16 protein-coding genes and 1 tRNA gene are annotated in these 17,258 nt (G+C 67.5%); 11 read left to right on the top strand and 6 right to left on the bottom strand.

Annotated elements, in window-relative coordinates:
* Positions 1–96: 96 nt before the first annotated feature.
* Positions 97–699, top strand: coding sequence for a GNAT family N-acetyltransferase (locus EDC22_RS01320; RefSeq protein WP_132804794.1), 603 nt, complete (start codon positions 97–99; stop codon positions 697–699).
* 87 nt (positions 700–786) lie between these two features.
* On the opposite strand, the gene EDC22_RS01315 is transcribed toward EDC22_RS01320, so the two are convergent.
* Entirely contained in the window at positions 787–2,085 is a 1,299-nt protein-coding gene (locus EDC22_RS01315; protein ID WP_132804793.1) for an aspartate aminotransferase family protein, read from the bottom strand.
* A gap of 366 nt (positions 2,086–2,451) precedes the next feature.
* On the opposite strand from EDC22_RS01315, the gene EDC22_RS01310 reads away from it, so the two are divergent.
* The 4 genes from EDC22_RS01310 to EDC22_RS01300 are packed head-to-tail and all read left to right on the top strand — an operon-like array spanning position 2,452 to position 7,011.
* Positions 2,452–3,378, top strand: a complete 927-nt coding sequence (locus EDC22_RS01310) for an aminotransferase class IV (RefSeq protein WP_132804792.1) — start codon at positions 2,452–2,454, stop codon at positions 3,376–3,378.
* 17 nt (positions 3,379–3,395) lie between these two features.
* Positions 3,396–3,563, top strand: coding sequence for a GNAT family N-acetyltransferase (locus EDC22_RS17845; RefSeq protein WP_165926741.1), 168 nt, complete (start codon positions 3,396–3,398; stop codon positions 3,561–3,563).
* A gap of 17 nt (positions 3,564–3,580) precedes the next feature.
* Positions 3,581–6,208 (top strand): bifunctional lysylphosphatidylglycerol flippase/synthetase MprF, encoded by a 2,628-nt coding sequence (gene mprF, locus EDC22_RS01305; protein WP_132804791.1) that lies wholly within the window; start codon positions 3,581–3,583, stop codon positions 6,206–6,208.
* Positions 6,205–7,011 (top strand): carbon-nitrogen hydrolase family protein, encoded by an 807-nt coding sequence (locus EDC22_RS01300; RefSeq protein WP_132804790.1) that lies wholly within the window; start codon positions 6,205–6,207, stop codon positions 7,009–7,011. The genes mprF and EDC22_RS01300 overlap by 4 nt, the downstream gene beginning before the upstream one ends.
* A 55-nt stretch (positions 7,012–7,066) precedes the next feature.
* Here EDC22_RS01300 and rpoH read toward each other — a convergent pair whose 3' ends face one another.
* Both rpoH and EDC22_RS01290 read right to left on the bottom strand, forming a co-directional pair.
* Positions 7,067–7,957 carry an RNA polymerase sigma factor RpoH gene (gene rpoH / locus EDC22_RS01295; protein ID WP_132804789.1) on the bottom strand — a complete coding sequence of 297 codons (891 nt, stop codon included), beginning with the start codon at positions 7,955–7,957 and terminating at the stop codon, positions 7,067–7,069.
* 129 nt (positions 7,958–8,086) lie between these two features.
* Positions 8,087–9,085 carry an RluA family pseudouridine synthase gene (locus tag EDC22_RS01290; RefSeq protein ID WP_132804788.1) on the bottom strand — a complete coding sequence of 333 codons (999 nt, stop codon included), beginning with the start codon at positions 9,083–9,085 and terminating at the stop codon, positions 8,087–8,089.
* Positions 9,086–9,143: 58 nt separating this feature from the next.
* Between EDC22_RS01290 and EDC22_RS01285 the strand changes: the two genes are divergently transcribed.
* The 4 genes from EDC22_RS01285 to EDC22_RS01270 all read left to right on the top strand — a co-directional run bounded on the left by EDC22_RS01285 (position 9,144) and on the right by EDC22_RS01270 (position 12,880).
* On the top strand, positions 9,144–9,458 hold the full coding sequence (locus tag EDC22_RS01285; RefSeq protein WP_132804787.1) for a hypothetical protein: 315 nt from the start codon (positions 9,144–9,146) through the stop codon (positions 9,456–9,458).
* 141 nt (positions 9,459–9,599) lie between these two features.
* Positions 9,600–9,675 (top strand) — tRNA-Glu (locus EDC22_RS01280).
* A 92-nt stretch (positions 9,676–9,767) separates the two neighbouring features.
* On the top strand, positions 9,768–10,466 hold the full coding sequence (locus EDC22_RS01275) for a 2OG-Fe(II) oxygenase (RefSeq protein WP_245499573.1): 699 nt from the start codon (positions 9,768–9,770) through the stop codon (positions 10,464–10,466).
* Positions 10,467–10,594: 128 nt separating this feature from the next.
* On the top strand, positions 10,595–12,880 hold the full coding sequence (locus EDC22_RS01270; RefSeq protein WP_165926740.1) for a putative bifunctional diguanylate cyclase/phosphodiesterase: 2,286 nt from the start codon (positions 10,595–10,597) through the stop codon (positions 12,878–12,880).
* A 27-nt stretch (positions 12,881–12,907) separates the two neighbouring features.
* On the opposite strand, the gene EDC22_RS01265 is transcribed toward EDC22_RS01270, so the two are convergent.
* Together EDC22_RS01265 and EDC22_RS01260 are read right to left on the bottom strand one after the other, a co-directional pair.
* Positions 12,908–14,098: a coiled-coil domain-containing protein gene (locus tag EDC22_RS01265; protein WP_132804785.1), complete on the bottom strand. Its 1,191-nt coding sequence runs from the start codon at positions 14,096–14,098 to the stop codon at positions 12,908–12,910.
* A 118-nt stretch (positions 14,099–14,216) separates the two neighbouring features.
* On the bottom strand, positions 14,217–14,804 hold the full coding sequence (locus EDC22_RS01260; RefSeq protein WP_132804784.1) for a DUF1134 domain-containing protein: 588 nt from the start codon (positions 14,802–14,804) through the stop codon (positions 14,217–14,219).
* Between EDC22_RS01260 and EDC22_RS01255 the strand changes: the two genes are divergently transcribed.
* Complete coding sequence (locus tag EDC22_RS01255) at positions 14,776–15,378, top strand: YHS domain-containing (seleno)protein (RefSeq protein ID WP_132804783.1); 603 nt, start codon at positions 14,776–14,778, stop codon at positions 15,376–15,378. The genes EDC22_RS01260 and EDC22_RS01255 overlap by 29 nt on opposite strands.
* Positions 15,379–15,385: 7 nt before the next feature.
* Here the strand turns inward: EDC22_RS01255 and cysQ are convergent, their stop codons facing one another.
* Complete coding sequence (gene cysQ, locus EDC22_RS01250; RefSeq protein WP_132804782.1) at positions 15,386–16,201, bottom strand: 3'(2'),5'-bisphosphate nucleotidase CysQ; 816 nt, start codon at positions 16,199–16,201, stop codon at positions 15,386–15,388.
* Positions 16,202–16,477: 276 nt separating this feature from the next.
* Here cysQ and chpT point away from each other — a divergent pair, with 276 nt between their 5' ends.
* Positions 16,478–17,155, top strand: a complete 678-nt coding sequence (gene chpT / locus EDC22_RS01245) for a histidine phosphotransferase ChpT (protein WP_132804781.1) — start codon at positions 16,478–16,480, stop codon at positions 17,153–17,155.
* Positions 17,156–17,258 lie beyond the last annotated feature (103 nt).

Here is a 17,258-nt window from a genome sequence, read left to right as displayed (position 1 = left end):
CGCCTCGTCGGCCGATCATATCGCAATGGTCATGGAGATTCTCCAATGTCCCGGAATCCGTTGCCAATCTGACCTGACCAATATATCGCGTGGCGCATGCCCGAGCTCGTCCTCGACGGATACACCGACCTGCCCGGCGATCATGTCGCGGCGGTGGCCACCTTTCTGGAGATGCGCGAACCGGCCGCCCCGCGCGCGCCCACACTTGCCGATCCGCCGGTGCTGCGGCGCGTCACCGCACCCGATCCGGACGTCTACCGGAACCTGTTCCGCCGCGTCGGGGCCGACTGGCTGTGGAATTCCCGCCTGCGGCTCGACGATGACCGGCTGCGCGCCACGCTCGCCGATCCGGCCGTCGAGCTCTACATCCCGATGCGGGGCGGTGAACCCGTCGGTATCCTCGAACTGGATTTCCGCGACCTGCCGTCGGTGGAGCTTGCCTTCTTCGGGGTGGTCCCCGAGGTGATGGGAGGCGGGGTCGGCCGCTGGTTGATGGATCGCGCCATCGAGCTCGCCTTCCGTCCCGGCGTCGCCCGGTTCTGGCTGCACACCTGCACCTTCGATCATCCTGCCGCCCTGCCGTTCTATCTGCGCTCCGGCTTCGTGCCCTATGCGCGCAAGATCGAGATGTTTCCCGATCCCAGACTGACAGGCGTGCTGCCGCGCGAGGTGGCCCCGCATGTGCCGGTGATCGGCTGACCGGTCAGTCCGGGATGACGGCGGACGCGGTCCTTCGCAGGGGCCAGGGTCGGCGCCGCTGATATGGGACCCCGTGAGGTCGGATCCCTATCCCCGCCCTGCAACGACCTCGCTGACCGCCTGGTCGAGCATCTCGAGGCCGAGGTCGATCTCCTGCGTCGTGGCGGTCAGCGGCGGGGCGATCCGCCAGACGGCGGACATCGTGCTGCCCGGCACGGAGACGATGTTCATCGACAGGCCGAGTTCCATGCACCGGCGGGTGATCGCCTGACCGAGCTCCGGGTCCGGTTCGCGCGAATGGCGGTCCTTCACCAGTTCGACGCCATAGAGCATGCCCATGCCGCGCACATCGCCGATCACCTCGTGCTTCTGCATCAGCGACTCGAGACCGGCCTTCAGATGGGCGCCTGTCTCCCGCGCCCGCTCGTTGAGGTTCTCCTCCTCGAGCACCTCCAGCACGGCCAGACCGACCTCAGCCGGCAGCGGGTCGGACACGTGCGAGGTCACATGCAGGAACCGCTTGGAATGGCAATCGTCTTCGATTTCCGGCGTGGTACAGGCGGCCGCCAGCGGCAGCCCGCCGCCGAGCGTCTTGGAAACGGTCAGGATGTCCGGCTCGACGTTGAAGATATCCGAGGCAAAGTCGGCGCCGAGCCGTCCGAACGCGGTCTGCGCCTCGTCGAGGATCAGCAGCATGCCGCGCTCCTCGCACTTCTGCTTGAGCTTTGGCAGATAGCCCTGCGGCGGCACGATCACACCGCCCGAGGACTGCACCGGCTCGGCCAGAACCGCGGCCGGCGCGCCGGTCGTCTGCGCGTCCACCATGTCGAAGCCGACGTCGAGGCAGGTGGTGTCGCAGGTGCCCTTGCAGTGGCGGATCGGGCAGCGGAACGCGTTCGGCGCGGGGATCGCCATGTTGCCCGGCGTCGCCGGCCCGTAGCCACGCCGGCCGGCGACATAGGTCGAGGCCGCCGCCGCGCCCGTCATGCCGTGCCAGGAACCGGTCAGTCCGATCACCTCGAAGCCGCCGGTATGCAGCTTCGCCATCCTCAGCGCCGCCTCGTTGGCCTCGCCGCCGGTCGACAGGAAGATCGAACGCGACAGCCTGCCCGGCAGCATCTCGGCGAGCCGCGCCGCCAGCTTGACCACCGGCGGACTCAGCATCCCCGAGAACAGGTGGATCGCCCCGTCGCAGGCCTTCTTCACCGCCTCGACGATCTTCGGATGGTTGTGACCGAGCGTCGAGCACATCTGGCCGGAGGTGAAGTCGAGGATCGCCCGCCCCTCGGTGTCATAGACATATGAACCGCGTGCCTTCTCGATCAGCCACGGGCTGAACGCGGAACCATAGCGGATCAGGTTCTCGTCGATGCGGGGTTCGGCCATGCTCTTCTCCGGTGTCGGGGTAACGACACACTAGGACATCTCACCGCATCCGGGGAAGCCGGACGGTGGCATGCCGGGAGTCCGGCCACGGCAGTCCTAAAGCCGCACGACGCACCCGTCGTCAGCCCCCTCATGAGGCGGGTGCGGCCGACGGCGGCACAACGCCCGCCCTCGGGTAACCGCCAGCCGCGCGCAGGACGCACCAGCATGTTCCGGTGGCGGCGCGGGTGCAGGCGCGGCAACGCACGCCGTCGATGCCTGCGACGGCCGGTAGTGGCCGCTTCTGCCACGCTCGGGAGGAAGAGGCGTTGTCATTCTCCCCCCCGCGGCCTACCTTCCCGGCCCGATCCTCTCGGGCACCCGTCCATGACCCACGACTACGCAGACGATCCCCGCAACGCCTCGATCCTGATATCGGTCAACGGCCAACTGGTTCCGCGCGAGCAGGCCGTGGTCTCGGTGTTCGACTCCGGCTTCATCCTGGGCGACGGCATCTGGGAGGGGCTCAGGGTCGTCGATGGCGGGATCGCGTTTCTCGATGCCCATCTGGCGCGGCTCTACGAGGGCGCGAAGGCGATCGACATGGATATCGGACTCTCCCGTGAGGCGCTGGCGGCACGCATCTTTGATTGCCTTGCCGCCAACGGCATGACGGATGGCGTGCATATCCGGCTGATGGTGACCCGGGGGATCAAGAAGACCCCCTACCAGGACCCGCGCGTCACCATCGGGCCTGCGACAATCGTGATCATTCCCGAATACAAGATCGCTTCGGAGGCGAAGAAGCGGGCCGGCATAGACCTGTTCACCGTCCATGTCCGACGCACCGCGCCGGACATGCAGGACCAGAAGCTGAACAGCCACTCCAAGCTGAACTGCATCCTCGCCTGCATCCAGGCGGCCAAGGCCGGCGCTGACGAAGCCTTGATGCTCGATCCGGACGGGGCGGTCGCAACCTGCAACTCGACTCACTTCTTCATCGTGCGCGGCGGCGAAGTGTGGACGTCCGACGGGCTCTATTGCCTTGGCGGCATCACCCGAGCCAACGTGATCCGGCTGTGCCGCGAGCACCGCATCGTCGTCCGCGAGAAGCGCTTTTCGCTGACCGACGTCTATGGCGCCGACGAAGCCTTCGTTACCGGCACATTCGCCGGCCTGACCGCCGTGCATCGGGTTGACGGGCGGATCATCGGAACGCCGCCGGACGACGGCGACAGGGCAGGCCCCGTCACCCGCCGCCTCTCGGCACTGTACAAGGACCTGGCGCGGCGCGAATCGGTGCGCCGCGCCTGAGCGCGAAAGGCACGAGCATGGCCGACTCCCCCGTGATCACGCTCGAGGACGGCGCGACCAACGGTCGCCATGTCGCCCGCGTCGTCGAGGACGCGCGCACAAAGGGGTTCCGGATCGTCGCGCTGTGCCCATTCGCCAAGGCCACGTTCGAGCGCAATCCCCGACGGCGCGACGTCCTCGCCTGACCGCCCGACCGAACGGCATGACCGGCCTGTCGATCCTGTCGCGCCTGAAGGCCGTTGACCCTCGACAGGTCGCGGTCGCCGTCCTCACCGTCGCGATCGCTGGCGTCGCGGTCTGGATCCTGCGCGATCAGCTCGAGGAGGTGCATGTCTCCGAGATCCGGGCAGCCGTCTATGCCGTGCCACCGGCCGCCGTGCCGTTATCGCTGCTGCTCGTCGCGGCAGCCTATCTGTGCCTTGCCAGCTACGACTGGATGGCACTCCGGGTGATCCGAAGGCACCTGCCGACGGCGCAGGTTCTGCTCACCGGTTTCACCTCCTATGCCTTCTCCAACAATCTCGGCTTCGCGCTGCTGACCGGCGGCTCGATCCGCTACCGCGCCTATTCCGCGCTCGGACTGCCGATTTCCGACATCGCGCTGATCACGGTCTATTCGCACGTGCCCTTCTTCCTCGGGGCCGGCGGCGTGCTGGCGATCGCCGGCCTGGCGCGGCCGGACGAACTCGCTGCGGCGATCGGCGTCTCGCGACATCTGGTCGAGACGGTCGGCATCCTGTCGGCAGCCGCGATCACGATCTATCTCGCCCTTGCCTGGTGGTGGGGCAAGCCGGTCACCCTGTGGCGCTTCGCGATCCCCGTGCCACGCCTGCCGATCGCGCTGGCCCAGCTCGCGATTGCCACGATCGACGTGTTCATCACCTCGGCGGCGCTCTACCTGCTCATTCCGGTCGATCTGCCCTACGGCTTTCTCGCCTTTGCGGCGCTGACGGTGGCCGCCTTTGCTGCGGGGGTGGCGAGCCACGTACCGGGCGGACTCGGCGTCATCGAGGCCGTCCTGCTGCTCAGCGTTCCCAACGAGAGCAAGGCCGGGCTGCTCGCCGCACTGCTGCTGTTCCGGATCCTGTACTACCTGCTGCCGTTGGCGATATCCGGGGGGCTCGTCGTGTTCGGCGCAGTGCGGTCGGGGGCGAGCCGACTGCTGCGGATCGGCGAGGCGAGCGGATTGGCGCTGCGTTCGATCGCCCCGACGGTGCTCGCCGCCGGCACGTTTCTGGCTGGCGCCGTGCTGGTCTTCTCGGCCGCAGCGCCGGTGCCGGCCGACCGAGCCTGGCTGCTGCGCCATGTCGTGCCGCTGCCATTGGCAGAGCTGTCGCACCTGACCGCCTCGATTGCCGGTCTGGTGCTGATCCTGGTATCGCGCGGCCTCGCCCGCCGTCTCGCCATCGCCTGGCGGATGGCGGTGGCGATGCTGGCTGTCGCCATCGTCGCGGTCCTGCTCAAGGGGTTTGCCTGGGAGGAAGCGATCCTGCTGGCGGTGGCGCTGGCCGTGCTGGCCGCTGCGAAGCCTGCGTTTCGCCGCCCTTCCGGCTTTGCGGCCGGCAGCTACACGCCGGCCTGGGTCGCCGCGATCGGCGCGATCCTGGTGATCGCGGCCTGGTTCGGCTTCTTCTCCTACCGCCATCAGGATTATGGCGCCGAGGCGACCTGGGCATTCGCCTGGGACGGCGATGCACCCCGTTTCCTCCGCGCCATGGCGTTGCTGGCAGCGGCTGCGCTGCTGTTCCTGGTCTGGCGCCTACTGACGCCGACGACGCCGCCGGGATCGCCGGTCTCGCCGGTCACACCCGCCGTGCGCAGACTGATCGCTTTGTCGGACGATCCCGGTGTCAACGCGGTGCTGCTCGGCGACAAGCGGATCCTGCTCACCCCGGACGAACAGGCCTTCGTCATGTATCAGGTGCGGGGTCGCAGCTGGATCGCGCTCGGCGCGCCGGTCGGTACGCCGGACGGGCGGATGGAGGCAGCCTGGCAGTTTCGCGAGCTGGTCGAATCCTGTGCCGGCCTGCCGGTCTTCTACAGCGTGCGCCCGGACGACATCCCGATGCTGCTCGATCTCGGCCTGACCGTTACGAAGTATGGCGAGGAGGCCCGCGTCCGGCTCGCCGACTTCTCGCTCGACCAGCCCCGCTACCGGGACTTCCGCCATGCGGTACGCCGTGCTGCCCGCGCCGGAGCATCCTTCGAGATCGTGCCGCGCGACGCCGTGCCGGCACTCCTGCCCGAGCTGCGCGAGGTCTCCGACGAATGGCTCGCCAACAAGCCCGGCGCCGAGAAGGGCTTTTCACTGGGTCGCTTCGACGAGCACTACCTTCGCGAGTTCGACATCGCCCTCGTCCGCGCCGGATCACGCATCGTCGCCTTCGCCAACATCTGGCGCTCCGGCATCGCCGGCGTCGAACTGTCCGTGGACCTGATGCGTCACCGCCGCTCCTCGCCTTACGGCACCATGGACTATCTGTTTGCGGAGCTGATGCTTGCGGCCAAGGCTGAGGGCTACCAGTGGTTCGGGCTCGGCATGGCGCCGCTCGCCGGCTTCGAGCAGCACCGGCTGGCGCCGACCTGGCACAAGGTCGGCAACTTCATCTTCACGCACGGCGCGAGCCTCTATAACTTTACCGGCCTCAGGGCCTACAAGGACAAGTTCCACCCGATCTGGACGCCACGCTACATTGCACTGCCCGGCGGCTTTGCCCTGCCGCACGTACTGTTAGACTGCGCGCTGCTGATCTCCCGGGGCCACATCGGTGCGGCGCAGCGTGCTCGCCGCGCTGAACGGTCCAACGCAACCGAGGAGCAAGGCCAATGAAGGTCGCGTCGCTGCAGATGAACAGCCAGGACGACAAGGCCGCCAACATCGCCCAGGCGATCTCCCTGATCGAGCAGGCGGTCAGGCACGATCGGCCGGACCTCGTGCTGCTGCCGGAAACCTTCGCCTACATGGGCGGCAATGCCGAGAGCCGCCGCGCCAATGCCGAGACCTTTCCGGACGGGGAGGCCTACCGCGCCATGCAGGAGCAGGCGCGCCGGCACGGCATCTGGATCCACGCCGGCAGCATGGCCGAGGCTGCCGGCGAGAAGAGCTACAACACCACCGTCGTGTTCGACCGGGCCGGCAACGAGGTCGCCCGCTACCGCAAGATCCACCTCTTCGACGTTGAAGTTCCCGGCGGCATGACCTACCGCGAATCCGACACGATGCGCGGCGGCAGCGAGATCGTCACCTACGACTGCGAGGGGGTCAGGATCGGCTGTTCGATCTGCTACGACCTGCGCTTCCCCGAGCTGTATCAGAAGCTCGCCGCCGCAGGAGCTCAGGTCATGATGGTGCCCGCCGCGTTCACGTTGCAGACCGGCAAGGACCACTGGGAGATCCTGCTGCGCGCCCGCGCCATCGAGACCCAGAGCTATGTCGTCGCCTGCGGCCAGGTGTTTTCGCACGACGGCGGTCGCCGCCAGTGCTATGGGCACTCGATGGTGGTGGATCCTTGGGGTGCCAAGATCGCCGAGTGTTCCGACGTGATCGGCTGGTGTGCGGCCCGGCTCGATTTCGATTATCTCGCCCGGGTGCGCGCCGGCATTCCCGTGGCGCGCCACAAGGTGCTGGTCTGAGAGTCCGGCGGCGGGCGGATTCGCCCGCACTGCCAACCGGCATCCACCGCATGGGTCAGGCCGATGCACCGGCCTCCAGCTTGCGGGCGGCCTGGGTAACCGCGCGCTGGACCTTCTCGAAGGCCCTCACCTCGATCTGGCGGACACGCTCGCGCGAGACGCCGAACTCCTCGGACAGCTGCTCGAGCGTCAGCGGCTCCTCCTCGAGACGGCGCGCAGTGAAGATCCGGCGCTCGCGCTCGTTCAGGACATTCATGGCCTCGGCCAGCATCCGCTTGCGGTTGTCGAGTTCCTCCGACCTGACGAGCTCGGACTCCTGGTTCGCGGCCTCGTCGACCAGCCAGTCCTGCCATTCGCTGGTGGTGTCACCGTCGGCGCGCACCGGCGAGTTCAACGAGGCGTCACCCGACAGACGGCGGTTCATCGACACCACGTCCTCCTCGGTGACGCCAAGGCGGGTCGCGATCTCCGACACCTGGTCGGGCCGCAGGTCGCCCTCGTCAACGGCCGCGATCTGGCCCTTCACCTTGCGGAGGTTGAAGAACAGCTTCTTCTGGTTCGCCGTGGTGCCCATCTTCACCAGGCTCCAGGAGCGCAGGATGTACTCCTGGATCGCGGCGCGGATCCACCACATCGCATAGGTGGCGAGGCGGAAGCCCTTGTCGGGATCGAAGCGCTTGACGGCCTGCATCAGGCCGACGTTGCCCTCCGACACGATCTCGCCGATCGGCAGACCGTAGCCGCGATAGCCCATGGCGATCTTGGCGACCAGCCTGAGGTGACTGGTCACGAGCCGATGCGCCGCCTCGCGGTCGCCATGCTCGCGCCAGCGCTTGGCGAGCATGAACTCCTCGTCGGGCTCCAGCATCGGGAAGCGGCGGATTTCCTCCAGATACCTGGAAAGCCCGCCCTCCGCGGAAACTGCGGGAAGTGCGATATTGGCCATCATTCCTCCTCGTGCGGCCCCTGCGGTCGGCCCCCGATCCGGGCGGCAAGCTCCGCAGGTCCCATGGAATCAGGTCCACAGGGCCATCATTCGAGACGCCGATTATGTCTGAAAAACGTCCCCCGGCCCTCAAGTTTCCGTCAGCGCGTCGACCAGGGACCGCATCTCGCCGGGCAGGTCGCTCTCGAAACGCAGGATCTCGTCGCGCGACGGATGCCTCAACGCCAATAGATAGGCATGCAGGGCCTGCCGTCCAAGACCCGCCAGTGCCTGCCGCTGGCGCTCGCTCATCAACCGCTCCTTGGACCGGAAGCCGCCGCCATACACCGGGTCTCCGAGCAGCGGATGGCCGATATGGGCCAGATGTACCCTGATCTGGTGGGTGCGGCCCGTTTCCAGTCGACATTCGATCAGGCTCGCCAGCGGCCGCCCCTCCGGGTCGGAGTATGTGTCGAGGACCTCGAAATGGGTGATCGCTTCGCGCCCGCCGCGCCGCACGGCCATCTTCTCCGGGTTCTGCGGCGAGCGCGCGAGCGGCGCGTCGATGGTACCGCGTCGCCTCTCCGGCGCGCCCCAGATGATCGCCAGATAGCCGCGCTCGAGGTCGCCCGTGCGGCCGTGGTCGGCGAACTGCGCCGACAGATGGCGGTGCGCCGCATCCGTCTTGGCGACCACCATCAGGCCGGAAGTATCCTTGTCGAGCCGATGGACGATACCGGGCCGCTCGATCCCGCCGATGCCGGACAGGCTGCCGGCGCAGTGGTGCAACAGCGCATTGACCAGCGTCCCGGATGGCGTGCCGGCGCCGGGATGCACGGTCAGTCCCGCCGGCTTGCTGATCACGATGAGATCGGCATCCTCGTGGACGATCTCGAGGGCGATCGGCTCCGGCTGCAGGATTGCCGGCTGCGTCGGGGGGATGCGCAGATGGACGAGGTCACCCGCGTTGACCCTGTATCTGGGCTCGACTATCGTCCGCCCGCCGACGGAAACCTGCCCGTCCCTGATCAGTGTCTGGAGGCGCGCCCTGCTCATGTCGGCGACGAGCCCGGCGAGCACCCGGTCGATCCGATCGCCGGATCTTGAGTCCGGAACCCTCAGCGAGATTTCCTCAACATCCTGAGCCATGCCGTCTCCCGATCCCACCACTTCCGATCCCGCCGGCAACCTGTCCGATCTGCCACCAATGTGGTCTCAAAGGAATGTGCGCTTCCTGAAGATCGCGGTGGCAGGCATGGGCGCCCTCATCGTCGTCGGTCTGGTGGTGGTGCTCGTCACCATCATAGGTCGCATTTCGGCAGGCCCCGCGCCCGAGCCGGCCACGGTAGCGACGGTGCTGCCGGTCGACGTGGCACAGCTGTTCGGTGCCGACAGCGAGGTGGTGTCGACATGGGCCGATGGCAACCGCCTCGCACTCGTCCTGAAGCGCCCGGAGGGACTTGCCGTCGTCGTGGTCGATCTCAGGTCGGGGCGGATCCTCAACGTTATCTCCGGCGAATAGCCTTCGGCGGCCGGCGACCACGTCCGGCTACCCGCGGACCGTCGGTGGACCCGGCAGGGCTATCCCTTCGGCGCACCACCGCCCTTGCGGGCCCCTCGCTTCCGGTCTATATCGTGCCACCACGCGATCGTCGCGAGCGTCGCCCCCTTCGTCTAGCGGTCCAGGACGCCGCCCTCTCACGGCGGAAACAGGGGTTCGAGTCCCCTAGGGGGCGCCAGCGAAACCGAGAAATTCGGTGCGGGCCATTCCCAGCCGCCGCCAGGGTCCGGCGCCGCCCCGCATGTTCATCACGACACCGGAAAGCACGACATGAACTATTCGAGCGCCCAGAGCATCGCCGTGGCGGCCCCGAACTCGGCCGAGGAAATCCGCGCTTCTATCATCAGATCCTTCAGGGACTCCGATCGACGTCTGACCCCCTACCGTCACTGGGTGCTGACCGACACGATGCCGGAACCGACCGCCCGTGCCGTGGCGCGGCTGCCGTTTCCAGCGCCCATCATCGACGATACCGGCGGCAAGCGCGATACCCATAATTCGACGCGCATCTTCTTCTCGCAGGAGAACCAGGCCGCCCATCCCCTGTGCGCGGCCATTGCCGAGGCGCTGCAGCATCCCGAAACGGTCGCGGCGATCGCCGAGGTAACCGGCGCCAATCTTGCCGGCTCCTCGCTGCGCATCGAGTACGCCCAGGACCGCGACGGCTTCTGGCTCGAGCCGCACACCGACATCGGCCCCAAGCGCATCACCTTCCTGCACTACCTGATCGACCTGCCCGGTGCCGAAACGCTCGGCACGGACATCTACGAGGATGATCCCGGACACACCCATGTCGGCAGCTCGCCGGCAGCCTTCAACCAGTCAATGGTGTTCGTGCCTGCCAGCAACACGTGGCACGGTTTCGAAAAGCGGCCGATTCCCGGCATCCGGCGTTCGCTGATCATCAATTATGTCGGGCCGGAATGGCGGAACCGGCACGAACTGGCCTTTCCGGACCAGCCCGTCTGATCGGCACACCCGTGGCCGGCGATCGCGACCGCGCGAGGCAAATCGTTAACTACGCCGCTTAAGCCAATCTAAGGCGCGGTCTGTCATACCTGCCGATGGTTCAAGCCGGCCCGGCGGAGGCAGGCCGAATGGGCAGATATCACTGGTTGCGCCCTGTAGCCGACGCCGTCATGGGCGTCTATGGCGCGGCGCGCCAACTGTCGATTGCCGACGCATTGTTCATGACGGTCGCGCTGGCGGTCGCCTGCCTGCTGCTCGTCATCGCGCTCGGTCATGCGATCCCACCCGGCGCGGCGCTGGTGCTGGCGACGCTGGTGGTCGTCGGCATGCTCGTCTACCTGCCGACCAACCTCTACCGGTCCCGTCTCGTGCGCTTCTTCCGGGAGGCGATCGAGAGCACGCCGTCCGCCTTCGCGCTTTACGACGAAAAGGACCGACTGATCGCGTGCAACAAGTCCTATCAGGACGCCCACGCCGGCGCCTTCGCGAAGCTCAAGGCTCCGATCCGCTACGCCGAACTCGTCCGCGCGACGCTCGAAACGACGATGTCCGGCGAAGAGCTCGAGCGCGAGCTGCGTGAGCGGTTGCGCCGCCACCATGAGGCGACGGGCGAGGCGTCCGACCGTCTCTACCCGAACGGGCGTTGGCTGCGGGTACAGAAGATCCGCACCGTCAGCGGCGCCAATGTCGGCGTCGCCATAGACGTGACCGCCCTGCATGAAGCCAACGCGGCGGCCGAACGCGAGCGGGCGCGGTTCCGCAGTGTCGCCGAGACGCTGCCGGTGGGCATCTGGCACTTCGACGGTAACGGCAGGACCCTGTTCGTCAACGGCAAGCTCCTGGAACTGTTCGGGCTCGATGACGTGACCGCCCTCGTTGGTGTCGATGCGCGCAGCTTCATTTCCGAACGGGTGCAGGGCTTCGGCCCGTTCGACCGCCAGCGGCTCGACGACGGGCTCGGCAACCTGACGATCTCCGGCAGCGACGGCCGGGCCTGCCATGTGCTGGTCAGGACATCCGAAACGTCGGGCCCCCTCACGGCCGCCGGCGAGACGATCCTGACCTTCATCGACGTCACCCAGCTCAAGGAAGCCGAACGCCGGATCGACTTCCTCGCCCGCCGCGACCTGCTGACCGGCGCACGCAATCGTGCCGCGTTCGTCGACGCGATCGAGACGGCGGAGCGGACGGCGTCCGACGGCAAGCCCTGCTGGCTGATGGCAATGGATCTCGACGGCTTCAAGCCGATCAACGACCAGTACGGCCATGCCGCCGGCGACACGGTGCTGAGGCAGCTGGTCCAGCGGATCGACGCGTTGCGCCCCGATGGCTGCCAGCTCTACCGGCTCGGCGGCGACGAGTTCGCGATCGTTGCGTCCGGCCTCGCAGTCGTCGAGGTGACGTTGCTTGCCGAGGCCATCCTTGCCGCCATCGAACAGCCGTTCAACATCGGCACCACCGAGGTGCATGTGTGGATCAGCATCGGCATCGCCGGGCTGCCCCGCGACACGACCGACGCAGAGACGGCGCTGCGCTATGCCGACCTCGCTCTCTATTCGGTCAAGAACGCCGGCGGGCGCGGCTATGCCTTCTTCACGCGGGCCCTCGCCGAGCGCGATCTCGACGAGCGCGTCCTTGCGCTCGACATCAACCGGGCGATCGCCGGAGACGAGTTCGAACTGGCGCTGCAGCCGCTGTTTGCAAGTGCGGGGCAGCGAATTGTCGCGGCCGAGGCACTGCTCAGATGGCGCAACCTGCGCACCCGCCGCGACATTCCCCCGTCCGAGTTCATCCCCGTCGCCGAGCGCCGCGGCCTGATCGCGCGCATCGACATGTGGGTGATCGCGAGGGTCGGCGAAATCCTGACCCGCTGGACTGGCGCGGATCTGGCGGTGCCGCGGGTGATGGTCAACACCTCGCCGATCACCATCGACAGCCGCGACTACCTCGACGGCATAGACCGCCTGCTGGCGCGATACCCCGTGCTGCGGAACCGCCTGGTGATCGAGATCACCGAAGGTGTCGCGGTCCGCGATCCGCAGCGGCTGCGGGCGATCTTCGCCGAACTGCGGGCCCGTGAGATCGGTACCGCGATCGACGACTTCGGCGTTGGGCAGACCTCCGTGGCGCTCCTGCGCGACCTTCCCATCGATTTCATCAGGATCGATCGGAGCTTCGTCGACGGCATCGACCGCGATCCCCAGACGCTCGCCATCATCCGCACCGTCATCCGGCTCGGCGGCGAACTGGGCGTTCAGGTCGTGGCCAAGGGCGTTGAGACGCCGGCGCAGCTCGAGGCGCTCGCAAGATCCGGGTGCGCGCTTGTCCAGGGGTTTCTGCTGGCCCGGCCCGAAACCGTCGAGACATTCGCAGCGCGCCTCAAGGCTTCGGCGGCGGAAGCGTCGGCGATCTGAGCCGGGTCCACCGCCTGACGTTTCCCGCTACTCTCCCGGTGTCAGGTCGGCTTCCTTCACCCGGGTGGCAACCGGCACGCGCCCGGCCGTCGTGCGGCCGCGCCGCGACGGACCCTTGCCGCCGCCGGGGGCCTCGGTCTCCTGGAGCGGCTCGGCACCCGTCTCGACCATCGTGCGGATCCCCTCGTTGCCGGACTGCATGGCGAGCCGCGTGATGCGGGCGGCAAGATCGTTGATGTTGTCGCGCAATTGCGCCTGCGCAGCGGCGCGCGCCGCCGTCGCTTCGCCACCGTCCTTGACCTTGAGCCGGGCGAGTTCGCGGTCGCGGTATTCGAGCTTCGCCTCGAGATCGGCGATGCGGCTCTTCAGCTCGCTGCGCTCGCGGCCCAGCCTGGCGATCTCCTCCTCGAGCTGCATCCGCTTGAGCTCCGCCGCCGAGAGCGCGGAGGTCTTCTCAGCCACACGCTCGCGTTGGGCCGCCAGCAGGCCGGCCAGCTCCATCGCCCGCCGCCGCCGTTCGCGCGACAGGTCCCTGCGCCGGGACACGCGCCGCTTGAGGGCGCTGATGAGCCGGTCGCGCTGTTTCAGAATCCCGGTGAGCTCGTCGACCTCCGACGCGTTTCCTTCGGATTCGACCGACTTGGTCGCGAGCGCCGCGCGCAGTTCGCCAACGCGACCCTCCGCCGTCTCGAGCGCACGCTTCAGGCTGGCGATCTCCTCGCGCGCCGCCTGGCCCGCCGCGCGGGCTTCCTCGAGCTCCGCTGCCTTGGCGCGAAAATTGTCGTTGGCCACCGAGATCGCCTGCTGCTTCTCCTTCAGCGCGACCGTCTGCTCGGCGATATGCTTCTCGAGCGCCAGGATCGTCGAGGACATGTCCTCGATACGGTTCTCGAGCTCCTCGACGAGCTGGCGGCGGTCCTGCAGCTCGGTCTGAAGCTCGCGCACCTCCGCCTCGCGGCGGCCGAGCTCGATCTGACCGGCGACGGCAGCACGCTTCAGCCGGTCGAGCTGGATCTCGACCTTGCGCAGCGCGACAGCATGATCGGCCCGGATCAGATCCTGTTCGGCCCGGATCTCGGCCATCGTCAGCGGGGCGGTGGCCCGCACCCGTCGCTCGGCGAGCCGCGCTGTCCGACGGAACAGCGTCGGCGCGATGAGCAGAACGACCAGCAGTGCGACCAGCGCACCGAGTGTGAAGACGACGAGGTTCTCGATCATCGTGCCGACCTGCGCGCCAGCCCGGCGCGCATCACATCACTGTCACCGTGGCCGCACGCCACAGGCGGACGCGGCGAAATCTAACTGTTTGTCCGGCAACATACCAGCGTCGAGTGCGTCAGAACGGATTCCAGGTCGGCTCCCGCGTCAACTTCAGGTAGCCGATGTTCAGGCCAAGTCGCGCTCCGACGCCGCTGCGGATGGGGGCGACGTAGATATTACGGTTCGAATAGAGCGATACGCCCAATCCGGCGACGAGATAGGCCGAGCCGTTGACGCCGCCATAGTAGCGGTAGAGATCGTCCACCGATTCGAGGTTGTAGACGAGCATCATCGTCCGGGCGCCGTCTCCGCCGATGTCCCACCCGATCGATGGTCCCTGCCAGTAGACCTTGTGAGTTCCGGCATTCTTGGTGTTCAGCCTGCCCTCGCCGTAGCGCAGGCCGGCGATGAAGGCGCCGCCGCCCTCCTCGCCGAGGACGTAGCCATTCGGCCGTCCCTGCCGGCTGAACAGGTATTCCACCGCCTGGGCAAGCCCCTGCGAGACCGATCCGAAGAACGAATGCCCCTCCTCGATGATCTCGTCGATGGTATAGGAGCTGGGAGCGTTCGGATTCCCGGCCTGGGCGATCAGCCGGACGGGCGCCAGCGAGCCGGCGGCCAGCGCCGCAACTCCGATGATCAGCGAACGTCGTGTCTGGGTCATGGATAGTCCCTCCGTCGACAAGCGGCCGGCGACCCCCGACGACGTTTCGCGTGCGTTAACGACCGCGCGCGAAACTCGCCTCGCCCTAGGCCCGGATACTTGCGAACCGATGGTTAAAATTGTGTCTTCATGGGGTCGACGCAGCCTCGGCGCGATTCTGCTGACCTTGGCGATGGCCTTCGCGCCGGCCACAGCACAACCTGTCGTCACCGATGCGGTCACCGGCTTTGCGATCTTCGGCTACGATCCTGTCGCCTATTTCGCCGACGGCCAACCGCGCGAGGGCCGCGACTACGAGGCGGACTGGGCGGGCGTGACCTGGCGCTTCGCCAATGACGGCAACCGCCAGGCGTTCCTCGAGGCGCCCACGGTCTACGCGCCGCTGTTCGGCGGGTATTGCGCGGTCGCTCTGGCGCGCGGATATGCCGCCGAGGGTGATCCGAACTTCTGGATCATCTACCGCAATCGCCTGGTGCTGTTTCACACGGAGGCAAACCGCCAGCTGTTCACGACCGATCCGGATACCTTCCTCGCGCAGGCGGCGCAGACGAGCGCAAGCATATTCCGACATTGACCGGTGTTCACGCGGCGGGGGGACGGCCCCACGCGACGAAATGCGGATTGTCGAAGCCGCGTTCGCGCTTGGCGTATCCGAGCGGAGCCCCATCGAGGGTCAGCACGATACCGCCGGCCGCCTCCAGCACCGCCTGCCCGGCCGCCGTATCCCATTCCATCGTCCGCCCGAGACGGGGATAGAGATCGGCCACGCCGCGTGCGACCAGCACGAACTTCAGGGATGATCCGGCGCTGGTGGTATCGACCACGCCATGCCGGGCAAGAAATGCCTCTGTCTCCTCGCCGCGGTGCGATCGGCTGGCGACCGCCACCGGTCCGGCGGCGGGAACGTCGCGCGTCCGCAACGGCCGCCATCGCACCTGCCGAACGTCCGTATCCGGCGTCAGAGTCGCCTCGAAAGCGCCGTGCTGCCGGTCGCCTACCGCCATCATGCCCAATGCCGGTGCATAAACGACTCCCGCCACCGGCACGCCCGCCTCGATCAGCGCGATGTTGACGGTGAATTCGCCGTTGCGGCGGACGAATTCCTTGGTTCCATCGAGCGGATCGACCAGGAAGAAGCGGTCGCCGACAGCCGGCACCTGCCCGGCCGATGCCGCTTCCTCCGCAATCACCGGCACATCCGGCTGATACTCCGCCAGCCGCTTCAGGATGATCGCCTCCGCCCGCGCGTCGGCCTCGGTGACGGGACTTGCATCGTCCTTGTGCCCGACCGCGAAGTCGCTTGCGTACACGTCGAGGATCGCCGCACCGGCCTCTAGCGCGATTGCCGCAAGCGCAAGCGCCCGCGTGGTCGGCAGCGCAGCCGCCCTTCCGGTCATCTGATCCTGCATCCGTCCGCCTGCCGTGCCTGTTGCCGATGTGCGATCGGTCGCGACTTACCAGATCGGCCGTGCTGCGGACAGTCCGCCGCATCGCAAGACCTCGAGCTGCCGGGGGCGCGCCGGAGGGAGCCGGTAGGATCGCGACGCCGCCCTGCGCGTCGGCAAGCCTTTGCTCGTCCTCGCCTCGGTTGTCGCCCCCCGCCTCAGGATGTATCACTCGCCCGCAGGGTGGACTCTGCCGATTCGCATACCGGACTGCCGGGGCATCATCCGATGACTGAACGAGCCGTGACCGAACAGGACCTGACCGACGAGGCTGTGCCGAGCGACCTCGAGCTCGGCGCGCTGATGTGCAGCCGCCTGTGCCACGACATCATCAGTCCGGTCGGGGCGATCGCCAACGGCTTCGAGGTGCTGGACGACGAGAAGGATGAGTCGATGCGTCAGATGGCGCTCGACATCATCCGTAACAATGCCGACAAGGCATCGGCACGCCTGCAGTTCGCCCGGCTCGCCTTCGGCGCGATGGGGGCCGCTGGCGACCGCTTCCCGCTCGAGGACGCACGCCGTCTGACCGAGAACCTCTACAAGGGCGAGAAGGCACGCATCCAGTGGGATTTGCCACCGGCGGCGCTGCCGAAGGACCAGGTGAAGCTGTTGGTCAACCTGGTGATGGTCGCCGTCGCCACCATCCCGCGCGGCGGCGAGGTGAGCGTGGGCATGGCCGCCGACGGCGACAGGGTGACGTTCTCGCTGGCGGCGACCGGCATCAATGCCAGCATCCCCGAGACCGCGCGGCAGGTGTTCGGCGGCCGGGTGCCGCACGGGCGCCTCGATGCCCATTCGATCCAACCCTACTACACCTACCGGCTGGCCCGTTCGATCGGCATGGACGTCCGGCTCGAACCGGGTGACGGCATCGTTCGCATCGAGGCCGGACCTGCGGCCTGACGGCCGGCTCGAGCGGTGACCGGACCGGGCCGATCGAGGGCCGGATAAGCACTCCCGTCCATTTCAGCCAAAATTAACGGTCCCTGTCGCAAAGTGCGCCCTG

Origin of the sequence: Tepidamorphus gemmatus, assembly GCF_004346195.1 — a bacterium.
Classification (GTDB): domain Bacteria; phylum Pseudomonadota; class Alphaproteobacteria; order Rhizobiales; family Tepidamorphaceae; genus Tepidamorphus; species Tepidamorphus gemmatus.
Note: the sequence above shows the minus strand (reverse complement) of the source record. Positions and strands in the feature narration are given on the sequence as shown.